This is a genomic window from Pseudomonas sp. NCCP-436 (assembly GCF_019656335.1).
Taxonomy (GTDB): domain Bacteria; phylum Pseudomonadota; class Gammaproteobacteria; order Pseudomonadales; family Pseudomonadaceae; genus Aquipseudomonas.
Map to the genome: position 1 here is coordinate 86071 of NZ_BPLZ01000010.1, position 15944 is coordinate 102014.

At 63.2% G+C, this 15944-nt stretch carries 12 protein-coding genes; all 12 read left to right on the plus strand.

Annotation, left to right across the window (positions count from 1 at the left end; translation table 11 throughout):
- Nucleotides 1-637 precede the first annotated feature (637 nt).
- The 12 genes from NCCP436_RS17870 (at nt 638) to NCCP436_RS12125 (ending at nt 15917) form a co-directional block, all read left to right on the plus strand.
- Nucleotides 638-1747 (plus strand): methyl-accepting chemotaxis protein, encoded by a 1110-nt coding sequence (locus NCCP436_RS17870; protein ID WP_375709493.1) that lies wholly within the window; start codon nt 638-640, stop codon nt 1745-1747.
- A gap of 152 nt (nt 1748-1899) precedes the next feature.
- Complete coding sequence (dsbD, locus tag NCCP436_RS12075; protein WP_220804247.1) at nt 1900-3681, plus strand: protein-disulfide reductase DsbD; 1782 nt, start codon at nt 1900-1902, stop codon at nt 3679-3681.
- A 120-nt stretch (nt 3682-3801) separates the two neighbouring features.
- Nucleotides 3802-4251, plus strand: coding sequence for a type II 3-dehydroquinate dehydratase (aroQ, locus tag NCCP436_RS12080; protein WP_220804248.1), 450 nt, complete (start codon nt 3802-3804; stop codon nt 4249-4251).
- Nucleotides 4252-4272: 21 nt separating this feature from the next.
- The gene (gene accB, locus NCCP436_RS12085) at nt 4273-4734 is read left to right on the plus strand and encodes an acetyl-CoA carboxylase biotin carboxyl carrier protein (protein ID WP_220804249.1); all 462 of its coding nucleotides are present in this window, start codon (nt 4273-4275) and stop codon (nt 4732-4734) included.
- A gap of 17 nt (nt 4735-4751) precedes the next feature.
- Complete coding sequence (gene accC / locus NCCP436_RS12090; RefSeq protein ID WP_220804250.1) at nt 4752-6107, plus strand: acetyl-CoA carboxylase biotin carboxylase subunit; 1356 nt, start codon at nt 4752-4754, stop codon at nt 6105-6107.
- 133 nt (nt 6108-6240) lie between these two features.
- Entirely contained in the window at nt 6241-7119 is an 879-nt protein-coding gene (prmA, locus tag NCCP436_RS12095; RefSeq protein ID WP_220804251.1) for a 50S ribosomal protein L11 methyltransferase, read from the plus strand.
- A 54-nt stretch (nt 7120-7173) separates the two neighbouring features.
- Nucleotides 7174-8346: a DUF3426 domain-containing protein gene (locus NCCP436_RS12100; RefSeq protein WP_220804252.1), complete on the plus strand. Its 1173-nt coding sequence runs from the start codon at nt 7174-7176 to the stop codon at nt 8344-8346.
- Nucleotides 8347-8605: 259 nt separating this feature from the next.
- Nucleotides 8606-9604: a tRNA dihydrouridine synthase DusB gene (gene dusB / locus NCCP436_RS12105; RefSeq protein WP_220804253.1), complete on the plus strand. Its 999-nt coding sequence runs from the start codon at nt 8606-8608 to the stop codon at nt 9602-9604.
- Nucleotides 9601-9921 (plus strand): DNA-binding transcriptional regulator Fis, encoded by a 321-nt coding sequence (gene fis, locus NCCP436_RS12110; protein ID WP_220804254.1) that lies wholly within the window; start codon nt 9601-9603, stop codon nt 9919-9921. The genes dusB and fis overlap by 4 nt, the downstream gene beginning before the upstream one ends.
- A 73-nt stretch (nt 9922-9994) precedes the next feature.
- Nucleotides 9995-11599 (plus strand): bifunctional phosphoribosylaminoimidazolecarboxamide formyltransferase/IMP cyclohydrolase, encoded by a 1605-nt coding sequence (gene purH / locus NCCP436_RS12115; RefSeq protein ID WP_220804255.1) that lies wholly within the window; start codon nt 9995-9997, stop codon nt 11597-11599.
- 115 nt (nt 11600-11714) lie between these two features.
- Nucleotides 11715-13004, plus strand: coding sequence for a phosphoribosylamine--glycine ligase (purD, locus tag NCCP436_RS12120; RefSeq protein WP_220804256.1), 1290 nt, complete (start codon nt 11715-11717; stop codon nt 13002-13004).
- A 129-nt stretch (nt 13005-13133) separates the two neighbouring features.
- Entirely contained in the window at nt 13134-15917 is a 2784-nt protein-coding gene (locus NCCP436_RS12125; RefSeq protein WP_220804257.1) for a hybrid sensor histidine kinase/response regulator, read from the plus strand.
- Nucleotides 15918-15944: the final 27 nt, after the last annotated feature.

The window sequence follows — 15944 nt, forward strand, 5'->3', positions numbered from 1 at the left end:
AGAGGCCATTGACACGTTCGCTCAAGGCCTTGCCGATCTCCCGGAGTCTCTGGCCGCCGAACTGCTTCCAAGCCTGCAACAACTGCGCGAATTCAGCGACGGCCCGCTATTGGCCGCCGGCAAGCTTGGCGGCGATCCGCAAGGGTTGTTGCTGCAGGCCGAGAGAGAGATGCAAGCCAGCCTGGAAAAACTAACCCGCTACGCCGACAGCAGCACCAACGAAGCAGTTCTGGACTATCGCCGCTTGCTGGGCGAAGCCGGCCGGCGCCTTCTACGCCTGGCTCATGCTCGTGAGCGTTTCGCCAACCTGGGCAGCGCGCAGCTCTATGAGACCGTCGAAAGCGAACGGCGCGCCCTCAGCAGCCTGACCGAACAACTTCAGGTCTTGCCATTGCTGGGTGTAGGTCAGGCCGACGCCAGCTTGCGCTCCGGATTTGCCGCCCTGCTCGGGCTGGAGGAAGCCACCCCGGATACACAACAGCATGACAGTGGCACCGAACTAAAGCGCGAACTGGCCAGCCTGATACGCCGCTACCCGGAGGAATTGCAGCGCACCCGGGCACTGGTCGAACAGCGCAAGCAACTGGCCGCAGATGCCGACCAGCGCATTGCCGGACTGCAACAGGCGCTGGCCGCCATGGAGCCGCAGGTGCGCAGCGAACATGCGCGCATTCAGGCCGAGGTGCGCCTCACCCAAGGGCTGGTGATCGGTCTGATTCTGCTTCTCGCTCTGCTCATCGACCGCCTCCAGCGACGTCTGGCCCGGGTGCTCGGACAACTAGCTCCGGCGCTCTCGCTGTGGGCCGACGGCGATTTTACCTCGACCATAACTATCGGCTCGAAAATCCGCGAGCTGCGCGATATCGAGGACTCGCTCGGGCGCCTGCGCCATTATCTGGCCAACCTCGTCGGTCGCATTCGCAGCCATGCTGGTCAGGTCGCCAGCGCCAGCCAAAACCTGGCCGATCTGGGAAGCGGCTTGCAGAGCGGCGCCGAACGCCAGACTGACGATACCGGACGGATCAGCGAAGCACTGGGCGAACTGGAGACCAGTATCAGCCAGGTAAGTGCCGATGCCCGCCAAACTGCCGAGGCCAGCCAGCATGCCCGGGGCGCACTGGAACACGGCCAGCAGGTCATCCGCGAAGGTCTGGGCGGCCTGCACAGACTGGCCAGCGAGGTTCAGGGCAACACCCTTGTGATCGAACAACTGGCCGAGGAAACCGCCACCATCGGCGGCGTGGCAACGATGATCAGCGGCATAGCCGAACAGACCAATCTGCTGGCTCTCAACGCCGCCATCGAAGCTGCTCGCGCCGGCTCTGCCGGACGAGGCTTTGCCGTCGTTGCCGAAGAGGTGCGCTCGCTGTCACTGCGCACCGGCAAAGCCACTGCACAGATCCAGCAACTCATCGACCGCCTGCAACAAGCTGCCGGCCAGTCACTACAGGCCTTGCGCCGACAGGTCGAACAGGCCCAGGGTAGCGCCGGTCAGGCCGAAGCTGCCGAGACCGCACTTGAGGCAATCGTCGGCGCCACCGATACCATTGCCAGCAGAGCTGCACGCATCGCTGATGCCACCGCCCGACAGGCCGCCACGGTGAGCGACATCCGCAGACACAGCGAATGCATACGGCTGCTCGGCGAGGAAAACCTGCAGCGTATCGACGCCGCGCACAAACAGGGCGAACAGTTGCATCTACTCGGCATGCAACTGCACGAAGAAACCCATGCCTTCAGGCTCTGAGCCTGCGACAAGGCAGCGCAGGCGGGAACTTGGAAAACCGCTCGATCTCCAACACCCACCCATCCGGGCTCCGGTAGTGTGACGCGGCTGCCAGGAACCCGCCTGGCGCTTTCAGCTATCATGCCGCCAACTTCAGCCGAGATGTACGTTCGATGTCACTGCGCCGCCTGCTGCTTCCTCTGTTGCTGCTTTGCCTGTGCCTGCCGGCCAGCGCCAACCTGTTCGACCAGCGCCCTGGCGCCTCTCCCCTGGGCGCCCCACTGAACAACAGCAGCGACTTTCTGCCCGTTCACGAGGCCTTCAAGCCAAGCCTGGTCGCTCACGACACTCAGGGCGTGACCTTGCGCTTCGTCGCAGCCGAGGGCTACTACCTGTATCGTCATCGTTTCAGTTTTACCGTCGAGCCGGCCGAGCTGATGAGAGGCGAAGCTCTCCTGCCGGCCGGAGAGCCCAAACACGACGAGTTCTTCGGTGACGTCGAGGTCTATTACGGCGTACTCGACATCCGCCTGCCGCTGGAGAACCCGGACGACCTCCCGCTGCGCCTGCAGGTCGGCTACCAGGGCTGCGCAGACAAGGGCCTCTGCTACCCGCCGGAAACCGAGCTGATCGAGATCGGCGAAGTCGCGTCCGTCGCCGGCGACAGCACTGCTCCCCCAGAAAGCGGCTGGAGCTGGAAGGAACTGACACTGTTCTTCCTGGGTGGTCTGGCCCTGACCTTCACCCCCTGCGTGTTGCCTATGTTGCCAATCCTCTCCGGCGTGGTACTGCGCGGCCAACTCGGCGGAATGCGCGGACTGACCCTTTCGCTGGCCTACGTACTAGCCATGGCTGCCTGCTTTGCAGTACTCGGAATCCTGATGGGGCTGTTTGGCGCCGGTCTGAATCTACAGGCCAGGCTGCAATCACCCTGGGTGCTGGTGCCCTTCGCCGCCTTTTTCGCGGCCTTCGCCCTGGCCATGTTCGGCCTGTACGATCTGCGCCTACCGCGCCTGATCAGTGAGCCGCTCGACCGCCTGGCCGGTCGCACCCCCGGGGGGTCACATCTCAATGCGGCTCTTCTCGGCGTATTCTCCAGCCTGCTGGTCAGCCCCTGTGTCTCCGCACCACTGGCTGGCGCCCTACTCTATATCAGCGCCAGCGGCGATGCTCTCGGTGGCGGCCTGAAGCTGCTGGCTCTGGGGCTGGGCATGGGGACGCCATTGGTATTGTTTGCCGTCGGCGGTGGCGCCGTGCTACCGAAGAGCGGGAACTGGCTGATCGGCGTGCGCAACGCCTTCGGCGTACTGCTGCTGGCCGTCTCCGTATGGCTGCTAGAGCGTGTTCTGCCAGGCAGCCTCAGCCTGGCCCTGTGGGCTCTGCTGGCCGGGGGCGTAGCAGTGTTCCTCGGCGCCCTGGAATTCGGCCCAAAGACCAACAGGCAGAAGCTCTCACAAATTCTCGGCCTGGCACTGCTGGTCTACGCCCTGGCGGCTGCTGTCGGCGCTCTGCAGGGCGCCAGTGACCCGCTACGCCCCCTGTCCGGCTTTGCCGTCAGCCAGACCAAGACAGGCGCAGCACAGAATGGTGCCTGGCAAACACTCAGCGACCCCGCCGCACTGGACGCAGCGCTGGCCCAGGCCCGGGCAGCAGGCCAGCCGCTAGTGCTGGACTGGTATGCGGACTGGTGCATCAGCTGCAAAGTGATTGAGCGCGAAGTGTTCGGCAACCCTGAAGTGGGCAGCCGACTGGACGGCTGGCGCCTGATCCGCTTCGACATCACAGAAAGCAATGCTGCCCAGCGCGCCCTACTCGACCGCTTCCAGTTGTTCGGCCCACCAGCCATCCTGCTGTTCGCCAAAAATGGCGAAGAACTGCACGAACTGCGCACAGTAGGCGAGATAGACGCTGTCAGTTTCGCAGTGCGACTCGATCAGGCTGCACTCAGCCCGTAACGACCAAAAAAGCAGAATCAGTCATATTTCTAGCGTAACTGGCCGAGATCGTGTCGACTATTGCTGGCATCGCCCGGCTACGGCATAGTCCGCGCAGCTTGAACAATAAGGAATTGCTCCATGGCCACTCTTCTCGTGCTGCATGGCCCCAACCTCAATCTGCTGGGCACCCGCGAGCCCGACAAATATGGCTCCACCACGCTTAATGAGATCAATCGCGGCCTGGAACAGCAGGCCCGCGAGGCCGGCCACCATCTGCTGCATCTGCAGAGCAATGCCGAGTATGAACTGATCGAACGAATTCACGCGGCGAAGGCCGAAGGCGTCGACTTCATTCTGATCAATCCGGCCGCCTTTACTCATACCAGCATCGCATTACGTGACGCGCTACTGGCGGTGAGCATCCCATTCATCGAGGTGCACCTGTCGAACGTGCACAAGCGTGAACCCTTTCGCCATCATTCCTACTTCTCCGATGTGGCAGTAGGGGTGATCTGCGGGCTCGGCGCCAACGGCTACCGGCTGGCACTGCAAGCCGCACTGGAACAACTTGAAAGCAAATTATCCTGACCTCACCGGGAGTTGAATCGCATGGATATCCGTAAAGTCAAGAAACTGATCGAACTGCTGGAAGAGTCCGGTATCGACGAACTGGAGATCAAAGAAGGCGAAGAGTCGGTTCGCATCAGCCGTCACAGCAAGCAGGCCGCCAGCTATGCCCCGCAGCCGGTGTTCGCCGCGCCCCAGGCTCCGGCTCCCGCTGCAGCAGCCGCCGCTGCGCCTGCTGCCGAGGCAGCTCCGGCTGCACCGAAGCTCAACGGCACCGTGGTGCGTTCGCCGATGGTCGGCACCTTCTACCGCGCCGCCAGCCCAAGCTCGCCGAGTTTCGTGGAAGTTGGTCAGAGCGTAAAGAAAGGCGACGTTCTCTGCATCGTCGAAGCGATGAAGATGATGAACCACATCGAAGCCGAAGCCAGCGGCGTGATCGAATCCATCCTGGTGGAAAACGGCCAGCCGGTTGAGTACGACCAACCCCTGTTCACCATCGTTTGATGCACGGGGTGCCTGCAATGCAGAAGCTGGAAAAAGTCCTCATCGCCAACCGTGGCGAAATCGCCCTGCGCATCCTGCGCGCCTGCAAGGAAATGGGCATCAAGACGGTGGCCGTGCATTCCACCGCCGACCGTGAGCTGATGCACCTGGGCCTGGCCGACGAGTCCGTCTGCATTGGCCCGGCCCCTGGCTCGCAGTCCTACCTGAACATTCCGGCGATCATCAGTGCCGCCGAACTGACCGGTGCCACCGCGATCCATCCGGGCTACGGCTTCCTCGCCGAAAACGCCGACTTCGCCGAGCAGGTGGAAAACTCCGGCTTCGCCTTCATCGGCCCGAAAGCCGATGTGATTCGCCTGATGGGCGACAAGGTGTCGGCCAAGGAAGCCATGATCAAGTCCGGCGTGCCGGTAGTTCCCGGCTCCGACGGCCCACTGCCGGAAGACGAGGAAGAAGCCCTGCGCATCGCCCGTGAGGTGGGCTACCCGGTGATCATCAAAGCCGCTGGCGGTGGCGGTGGTCGCGGAATGCGCGTGGTACACAAGGAAGAAGACCTGATCAAGTCGGCCAAGCTGACCCGTACCGAGGCTGGCGCAGCCTTCGGCAACCCGATGGTCTACCTGGAGAAATTCCTCGGCAACCCACGTCACGTGGAAGTTCAGGTGCTCTCCGACGGCCAGGGCAACGCCATCCACCTGTACGACCGCGACTGCTCGCTGCAGCGCCGTCACCAGAAGGTGATAGAAGAGGCACCCGCCCCACTGATCGACGAAAAGGCCCGCGCCGAGGTACTGCAGCGCTGCGTTGATGCCTGCATCGAAATCGGCTACCGCGGCGCTGGTACCTTCGAATTCCTCTATGAGGACGGCCGCTTCTACTTCATCGAGATGAACACCCGTGTTCAGGTGGAGCACCCGGTTACCGAAATGGTTACCGGCATCGACATCGTCAAGGAGATGCTCAGCATCGCCGCCGGCAACAAGCTGTCGATCAAGCAGGAAGACGTGAAGATCCTCGGTCACTCGGTCGAGTGCCGGATCAACGCCGAAGACCCGGACAACTTCATGCCCAGCCCCGGCAAGGTCAAGCACTTCCATGCTCCGGGCGGCAATGGCGTTCGCGTCGACTCGCACCTGTACAGTGGCTACAGCGTGCCGCCGCACTACGACTCGCTGATCGGCAAGCTGATCACCTTCGGCAAGGACCGTGACGAAGCCATGGCGCGCATGCGCAATGCCCTGGACGAAATCGTGGTCGACGGCATCAAGACCAACGTGCCGCTGCACCGCGACCTGACCCGCGACAAGGGTTTCGTCAAGGGCGGCGTGAACATCCATTACCTGGAAAAGAAACTGGGTATGGACAAGCACTGAGCCACGGCCAGGTACACCACAAGGGCTGCCCTCGGGCGGCCCTTGTCGTTTCGGCGGCCAGGCTGGCACGCTCCCCAGCCGTTCAAGTAAGCTGCGCGGCCACATGTTCCCGCGCCCACCGATGAGGTTCGCGATGCCCTGGTTACAACTCCGACTCGCCATCACGCCCGAGCAGGCCTCCACCTACGAAGACGCCCTTCTGGATGTAGGCGCCGTGTCGGTCACCTTCATGGATGCCGAAGATCAGCCGATTTTCGAGCCGGATCTGGGCACCACCCCGCTGTGGTCGCACACCCATCTGCTGGCACTGTTCGAGGCCGACACCGACGAAACCGCGCTGCTCGCCCACCTGCAGCTTCTGTGCGGCGGCAAGCTGCCCGAACACCAGATCGAGCATATCGCGGATCAGGACTGGGAACGCAGCTGGATGGACAACTTCCAGCCCATGCGCTTCGGTCGCCGGCTGTGGATCGTACCCAGCTGGCACGAAGCTCCGGAGCCGGATGCGGTCAACCTGCTGCTCGATCCGGGACTGGCCTTCGGCACCGGTACCCACCCGACCACCGCGCTGTGCCTGGAATGGCTCGACGGCCAGGACCTGGACGGCTGCACCGTGCTCGACTTCGGTTGCGGCTCGGGCATCCTCGCCATCGCAGCCCTGCTGCTCGGCGCACCGCAGGCGGTGGGCACCGATATCGACCCGCAAGCCCTGGAAGCTTCGCGCGACAATGCCTCGCGCAATGGCATCGACCCGGCGCGCTTCCCGGTCTACCTGCCGGAGCAGTTGCCACAGCAAGCAGCCGATGTCGTGGTAGCTAATATCCTGGCCGGGCCGCTGGTTTCCCTGGCGCCACAGATCACCGCACTGGTCAAGAGCGGCGGACGCCTGGCGCTGTCCGGAATCCTCGCCGAACAGGCAGACGAAGTGCGCGCCGCCTACGAAAGAGCCTTTGAACTCGATCCGACCACGCTCAAGGATGGCTGGGTGCGTATCAGCGGTATCAGGCGCTGAATTGCCCGCAATCCTTGGGTTAGACTAGCCGACTTGGATCCTCCGGAAGCGCGCATGAGCGAACACCACGTCACCCAGTGCCCCCACTGCCGAACCAGCTTCCGCGCCAGCCAGGCGCAGCTGGCTGCAGCCCATGGAGTGGTGCGCTGCGGCGCGTGCCTGCACGTGTTCAATGCCGCCGAGCAACTATTCGGAGCGGCAGCCAGTACCGGCCATACTGCGACTGCACCAGCCTCCCGTCTCCGCCCGGGCAGCAACCCACCGCCCCCAGCGACCAAGCCCGCAAGCGACGATACCCTGTGGATCCACGACGACCTGGATCTGGACAACCTCAATCTCGACGAGGAGCTGGCTCGCCTGGAGGAACAGGAGCAGCAGCTATCCCAGCAATTCCTTGCCCTGGAGAGCACTCCGCGCCAGACAGAGCGCTTTGCCGACCTTGCCGATACGGAGGAAAGCAGCCACGACGAGTCCTGGGCCGAAGCACTGCTGCGCGAGGAAAGCCAGAAACACGGCACTCCCACAGCACAAACAGCGCTTGCCGAACCGCCCATGCGCGATGAGCCGGACGAGCTTCCCGAGCCGCGCCTGGGCACCCTGCCCGATGAGCCAGAGGACGACGAGCGCCTCACCCCCGGACTTTCCATCGAGCCACTGGCCGATACCGCGCTGGTTAGCGACCGCCAGTTGCTGGAGCTGAATGACGAGCCGCTGCAACTGGACTGGCGCCAGCCATCGCCACGCCCCTGGGGACGCTGGCTGAGCTGGGGCCTGCTAAACCTGATCGCCGCTTCCGGCCTGCTGGTGCAGTATGTCCTGTATAACTTCGACGAGCTGGCTCGCCAGGATCGCTATCGCCCCTGGTTCGAGCAGATCTGCCCCAGCCTAGGCTGCGAGCTGCCGTCGAAAGTGGACATCGACCAGATTCGCAGCAGCAACCTGGTGGTACGCAGCCATCCGGAGTTTTCCGGCGCCCTGATCGTCGATGCCATCCTTTACAACCGCGCCCCCTTCGCCCAGCCCTTCCCGCTACTGGAAATACGCTTTGCCGATCTTGGCGGACAACTGGTGGCCAGTCGCCGCTTCAAACCCAGTGAATACCTGGCCGGCGAGCTGGCCGGCAAAGCCGAGATGCCGCCACAGACACCAATCCACATTTCCCTCGACATCCTTGATCCAGGATCCCGGGCGGTCAATTACAGCCTCAGCTTCCACTCTCCGGAATAGCTGCCAGACGCTGATCTTGAAGCCACCGACTTGCGGCAAGCTCTCTGACGCCAGCGCCTGTCATCCCCTGTCGGCTGCCGGCAAGCGAATCGTCATTGTTCATAATTTGTTCAAGACGATCTTTATCCGGTCACCGAGAGCGGGTATCATGCCCACCCTTTTCGCGAGCACCGCTTCACCGTCGTTTCCCCCGGAAACAGCGGAGGACAGGTGTTGATCGCACATAGTCTCAACCGCGAACCAACAAGCAGGGACGCCCATGTCGGCCCCACGTATTGGCTCTTACACACTGCCCAATCGCCTGATTCTGGCCCCCATGGCCGGTGTCACCGATCGCCCGTTCCGCCAACTCTGCCGCCGCCTGGGTGCCGGCATGGTGGTGTCGGAGATGATTACCAGCGATGTGCGCCTGTGGAACAGCCGCAAGTCCAGCCTGCGCCTGCTGCACGCCGACGATCCCGAGCCGCGCTCGGTACAGATCGCCGGCGGCGACCCGGCAATGATGGCCGAGGCCGCGCAGCGCAATGTCGAGTTGGGGGCGCAGATCATCGACATCAACATGGGCTGCCCGGCCAAGAAAGTGTGCAACAAGGCCGCCGGTTCGGCACTGATGAAGGACGAAACGCTGGTCGCGGCGATACTCGAGGCGGTGGTTGCTGCAGTCGATGTACCGGTTACGCTGAAGATCAGAACCGGCTGGGATCAACAGAACAGAAATGGCGTTACCGTAGCCAAAATCGCCGAACAGGCCGGTATCGCCGCACTGGCGGTACATGGTCGCACCCGCGCCGACCTCTACACTGGCCAGGCCGAATACGAAACCATTGCCGCTATCAAGCAGGCAGTATCCATTCCGGTGTTCGCCAATGGCGACATCGACTCCCCGGAAAAGGCCCGGGCAGTGCTTGACGCCACCGCGGCCGATGCCCTGTTGATCGGCCGCGCCGCCCAGGGCCGGCCGTGGATATTCCGCGAAATCGACCATTACCTGCGCACCGGGCAAAAGCTGCCAGCGCCCGGGCTGGAAGAAGTGGAACGCATTCTGCTGGAACATCTGGCCGCTTTGCACGCCTTCTACGGCGAGCTAATGGGCGCACGCATCGCCCGCAAGCATGTCGGCTGGTATCTGGCAACCCTGCCGGGCGCCAGGGAGTTTCGCGCCCAATTCAATCGTCTGGAAAGCACGGAGGCACAGTGTGCCCACGTTCGCGAGTTCTTGCGCGAACGTCAGCAAGAGGGATACGAGGTGGCCGCATGACGTTGATGACTGAGACCTTAGTGAGTGGAAATGCACCCGTGAGTGACAACACAAGCTTGAAACAGCACCTGAACACGCCGAGCGAAGAGGGTCAGACTCTGCGCGAAGCCGTGGAGAAGGCGCTGCACAACTATTTCGCCCATCTCGAGGGCGCGGACGTCACCGACGTGTACAACCTGGTATTGACCGAGGTAGAGGCACCACTGCTGGAAACCGTCATGCAATACGTGAAGGGCAACCAGACCAAGGCCTCCGAGCTGCTCGGGCTGAACCGCGGCACGCTACGCAAGAAGCTCAAGCAGTACGACCTGCTGTAACGCCGAACTCCCGCGAGGGGCGGCCCGTCGCGCCGCCCTCCTTGCCGATACTCCCGCTCTGATGGATTCTGAAATGACCGACCAGATCACCCGCCTTCCCGTTCGCCGCGCCCTGATCAGCGTTTCCGACAAGACCGGCATTCTCGAGTTCGCCCGAGAGCTCGTAGCCCTCGGCGTGGAGATTCTCTCCACTGGCGGCACCTACAAGCTGCTCAGGGACAACGGCGTCGCCGCCGTGGAAGTAGCCGACTACACCGGCTTCCCGGAAATGATGGACGGCCGCGTGAAGACCCTGCACCCGAAAATTCACGGTGGCATCCTTGGCCGTCGTGCACTGGACGGCGCAGTGATGGACGAGCACGGCATCAAGCCGATCGACCTGGTCGCAGTCAACCTGTATCCCTTCGCCACCACTGTCGCCAAGGCCGACTGCACCCTGCCTGATGCCATCGAGAACATCGACATCGGCGGTCCGACCATGGTGCGCAGCGCCGCCAAGAACCACAAGGACGTTGCCATCGTGGTCAATACCAGCGACTACGAAGGCATTATTGCCGCGCTCAAGGACGGCGGCCTGACCTATGCCCAGCGTTTCAACCTGGCTCTCAAGGCATTCGAGCACACGGCGGCCTACGACGGCATGATCGCCAACTACCTGGGCACCATCGACCAGGACGCCGAAACCCTGTCCACCAACAACCGTGGCCAGTTCCCGCGCACCTTCAACGCTCAGTTCATCAAGGCGCAGGAAATGCGCTACGGCGAAAATCCGCACCAGAGCGCCGCGTTTTACACCGAGCATGCCGATGAAGCCTGCGTGGCCACCGCCGTGCAGCTGCAAGGTAAGGAGCTGTCGTTCAACAATGTGGCCGACACCGACGCCGCCCTCGAATGCGTGAAGAGCTTCGTCAAGCCGGCCTGCGTCATCGTCAAGCACGCCAACCCGTGCGGCGTGGCCGTGGTTCCGGAAGACGAAGGCGGCATCCGCAAGGCCTACGATCTGGCCTACGCCACCGATACCGAATCCGCCTTCGGCGGCATCATCGCCTTTAACCGTGAACTGGACGGCGAAACTGCCCGCGCCATCGTCGAGCGTCAGTTCGTCGAAGTCATCATCGCGCCGAAAGTCTCCGCCGAAGCCCGTGAAGTGGTCGCGGCCAAAGCCAACGTGCGCCTGCTCGAGTGTGGCGAATGGGGCCCTGAGCGCGCTGCCGGGTGGGACTTCAAGCGAGTTAACGGCGGCCTGCTGGTACAGAGCCGCGATATCGGCATGATCACCGAGGCCGATCTGAAGGTCGTAACCAAGCGCGCACCGACCGAGCAGGAAATCCACGATCTGGTGTTTGCCTGGAAGGTGGCCAAGTTCGTCAAGTCCAACGCCATTGTCTACGCCAAGAACCGTCAGACCGTCGGCGTCGGCGCCGGCCAGATGAGCCGTGTCAACTCGGCGCGCATTGCCGCGATCAAGGCTGAGCACGCCGGCTTGCAGGTCGCCGGTGCCGTGATGGCTTCGGACGCCTTCTTCCCCTTCCGCGACGGCATCGACAACGCGGCCGCAGCCGGCATCACTGCGGTGATCCAGCCGGGCGGCTCGATGCGCGATGCCGAAGTCATCGCGGCCGCTGACGAGGCGGGGATTGCAATGGTGTTTACCGGCATGCGTCATTTCCGTCATTGACCCGCTGGTGGATGGCTTCGGCCATCCACCCTACGCCGGACGTCGAATTTCGTAGGGTGGACAGCCGAAGCTGTCCACCGAACGGGCCCAAGCCCGCCTCCACAAGGAGCAGAACATGAACGTACTGATCATCGGCAGCGGCGGCCGCGAGCACGCCCTGGCCTGGAAAGTGGCTCAGGACAAACGCGTCGAGAAGGTCTTCGTCGCCCCAGGCAACGCCGGTACTGCAGCCGAAGCCAAGTGCGAGAACGTCGCCATCGACGTGCTGAACATCGAGGCACTGGCCGACTTCGCCGAGAAGAACGTGCAACTGACCATCGTCGGCCCGGAAGCACCGCTGGTCAAAGGCGTGGTCGATCTGTTCCGTCAGCGCGGTCTGGACATCTTCGGCCCCACCGCCGCCGCCGCCCAGCTGGAAGGTTCCAAGGCCTTCACCAAGGACTTCCTGGCCCGTCACAAGATCCCCACCGCCGACTATCAGAACTTCACCGAGATCGAGCCGGCACTGGCCTATCTGCGTGAGAAGGGTGCCCCCATCGTGATCAAGGCCGACGGCCTGGCCGCAGGCAAGGGCGTGATCGTCGCCATGACCCAGGAAGAAGCCGAAGAAGCGGTGCGCGACATGCTGTCCGGCAATGCCTTCGGCGACGCCGGCTCCCGTGTGGTGATCGAGGAGTTCCTCGACGGCGAGGAAGCCTCCTTCATCGTCATGGTCGACGGCGAGCACGTACTGCCCATGGCCACCAGCCAGGATCACAAGCGCGTCGGCGACGGCGACAGCGGCCCCAACACCGGAGGCATGGGCGCCTACTCCCCCGCCCCGGTGGTCACCGCCGAGGTACACCAGCGGGTGATGGACGAGGTGATCTACCCAACCGTGCGCGGCATGGCCGCCGAAGGCAACGTCTACACCGGCTTCCTCTACGCCGGCCTGATGATCGACAGGAGCGGCGCGCCCAAGGTCATCGAGTTCAACTGCCGCTTCGGCGACCCGGAGACCCAGCCGATCATGTGCCGTCTGGAGTCGTCGCTGGTGCTGCTGGTCGAGGCCGCACTGGCCAAGGCGCTGGACAAGGTCGAAGCGACCTGGGATCCGCGCCCGACCGTGGGCGTGGTGCTGGCCGCCGGCGGTTACCCGGGCGACTACGCCAAGGGTGACGTGATCGAAGGCCTGGACGATGCTGCCAAGCTCGACGGCAAGGTATTCCACGCCGGTACCGCACTGAAGGACGGCAAGATCGTCACCGCCGGCGGCCGCGTGCTGTGCGCCACCGCCATCGGTGCCAGCGTCGCCGATGCCCAGCAGCAGGCCTACCGTCTGGCAGAGAAAATCCGCTGGAACGGCATGTTCTATCGCACCGACATCGGCTATCGCGCCATCGCCCGCGAACAGCAGCAAGACTGACGCAGCCGGCGCCCTGGCTCCGGCAAGCGGAGCCAGGGTCAGCCGCCCCGAGCCCCACCCACCGGGCGCCATATGCCCCGTGCTTATGCTTGGCTATAATCCGGCCACACTCATAGAAGGGACTTTCCCGTGTACCGGCTCAGGAATGCCATCGGACTTATCGTCAGCCTGCTGCTGATCGGCCTCGCCATTCCGGCCTCGGCGGACACGGTACAGGCTACGGCACGCTGGTCCTACCTGATCGATGTCAGTGCACGCCTGGGGCTGGAAGAGGTGCACACCCAGCATCAGCAGTTCCGCCCACTGTCCCGGCAGGCCTTCAATTTCCCGCCGAGCGAGCGTGCCGTATGGCTGCGCGCCGAACTGCCTGGCAACCGGCAACCCGCCTGGCTCTGGCTGTTCTCGCCAAGGGTGCAGTACCTGGACTACTACCTGTTGCGCGACGGCCAGCTGGAACAGCAAGTACACACCGGCGAGGCCAGGCCGCGGGATTCGCGCCCACTGCCATCGCGCTTCTACCTGATGCCGCTGCCCAACGACGGCCAGGCACGTGTCGCCTATGTCCGCATGACCTCCAACCACCCGCTGATGACCTGGTTCAAGGTGATGGATCAGCGGGAGATGGCCAGTCTGGATAAATCCGCCTATCTGTACGGCATACTCTTCGGCGCTCTGTTGCTGCTGACCATCTACAACATCATTCGCTTCTTCTACAGCCGCAGCTCCAGCGGCCTGTGGCTGGCCGGACTGAACATTGGCCTAGCCGTGTGCTCCTCGGCCAACCTGGGGATTTTCGCTCAGTGGCTGCCCGGCCTAGGTTACAACCAGTCACTGATTGCCGACCTGTCCGCCCTTCTGGCCGCGTTCTGCACCCAGGCCTTCGGTCTGGCCTTCGTTCGCGGCACACCGGCACAGCGCAGCCCGCTCAACCGCCTGCTACTGATGATCGCCGCTGTTCTGGCGATCTATGCCCTGTGCATCGCCGTTAGCGGACTGCTCTGGTACAGCTCGCTGGTCTACCTGCTGGTGACGCTGGGCAGCCTGATCCTGCTACTGGTATCGAGCCTGCACTGGCGCTCCGGCTACCAGCCTGCAAGGCTGGTAGCGATCGGCATGCTCGTGTTCAATCTCGGCTTCGGCGTCTTCCTTCCCGTACTGCTGGGCTTCGACCAACTTGAGCCGGGCTGGCTGGTACTCGGCGTATTCAGCGTCGCTACCCTTACCAGCCTGTTACTTGGCGTGTCGCTGACCGAACGTCAACGGCAGATCCAGAGCGATACCCTGAACAAGCACACCGCCCAGGCCGCCAGCACTGCCGAACTGCGAACCAAGGCCGAGTTTCTCGCCAAGATCAGCCACGAAATCCGCACGCCGATGAATGGCGTGCTGGGCATGACCGAACTGCTGCTGGGCACCCCGCTGTCGGCCAAACAGCGCGATTACGTGCAGACTATTCACAGCTCCGGCAACGAGCTACTCACGCTGATCAACGAGATCCTCGATATCTCCAAGCTGGAGTCCGGACAGATCGAACTGGACGACGTACAGTTCGACCTCGGTGCACTGATCGAAGACTGTCTCGACATCTTCCGCGCCAAGGCCGAACAGCAGAAGGTCGAGCTGATCAGCTTCACCCAGCCACAGGTGCCGAGAGTCATTAGCGGCGACCCGACACGCCTGCGCCAGGCCCTGCTCAGCCTGCTGGACAATGCCTTCAAACAGACCACCGAAGGTGAAATTCTGCTGGTGGCGGCACTCGACAATAGCCAAGGCGGTCATCGCCTGCGCATTGCCGTGCAGGACAGTGGCCGCCCATTGCAGCCGCAAGAGCGAGACGCACTGCTCAACGCCGAACTACAGAGCCGCGATTTCCTCTCAGCCACCCACCTGGGCGGCCGTCTCGGCCTGATCATCGCACGCCAGCTGGTACGTCTGATGGGCGGCGAATTCGGCATCCAGAGCGGCAGCAGCCAGGGCACCACATTATGGCTGACCCTGCCACTTGATCCGGCCCGCCTGAAACAGCCGGAGACAGACCTCGACAGTCCGCTGCAGGGCGCCCGCCTGCTGGTAGTGGACGACAACGACACCTGCCGCAAGGTGCTGGTGCAGCAGTGCAACGCCTGGGGCCTGCAGGTCAGTGCGGTTCCCTCGGGCAAGGAGGCCCTGGCTCTGCTGCGCACCCGCGCGCACATGCGCGAATACTTCGACGCCGTACTGCTGGATCAGGATATGCCGGGCATGAGCGGTATGCAGTTGGCAGCCCGGATCAAGGAAGACCCCAGCCTCAACCACGACATTCTCATCATCATGCTCACCGGCATCAGCAATGCGCCGAGCAAGGTGATCGCACGCAACGCGGGGATCAAGCGTATCCTCGCCAAACCGGTGGCCGGCTACACACTCAAGACCACGCTCGCCGATGAGCTGTCACAAAGGCCCAACGACACGCCAGCACAGGCCGCGCCAACCCCGGTCAGTACGCCACTGCATGTGCCAGACGACTTCCGCATCCTGGTGGCCGAGGACAACAGCATTTCCACCAAGGTGATACGCGGCATGCTCGGCAAGCTCAACCTCAGGCCGGATACCGCCAGCAACGGCAAGGAGGCGCTCGAGGCGATGAAACGCCAGCACTACGATCTGGTACTGATGGACTGCGAGATGCCAGTGCTCGACGGTTTCTCGGCCACCGAGCAGTTGCGCGCCTGGGAAGCCCGCGAGAAGCGCCTGCGCACGCCGGTAGTGGCGCTGACCGCGCACATCCTTAACGAGCACAAGGAACGCGCACAGAGCGTCGGCATGGACGGGCACATGTCCAAACCGGTAGAACTGTCGCAGCTACGCGAACTGATCGAGCACTGGATCGGCGAGCGCGAACGACGTCGCCAGCGTGACGCTCAGCCACACTGAGCGTCTACCCATCTCCTCCGCCCGTTA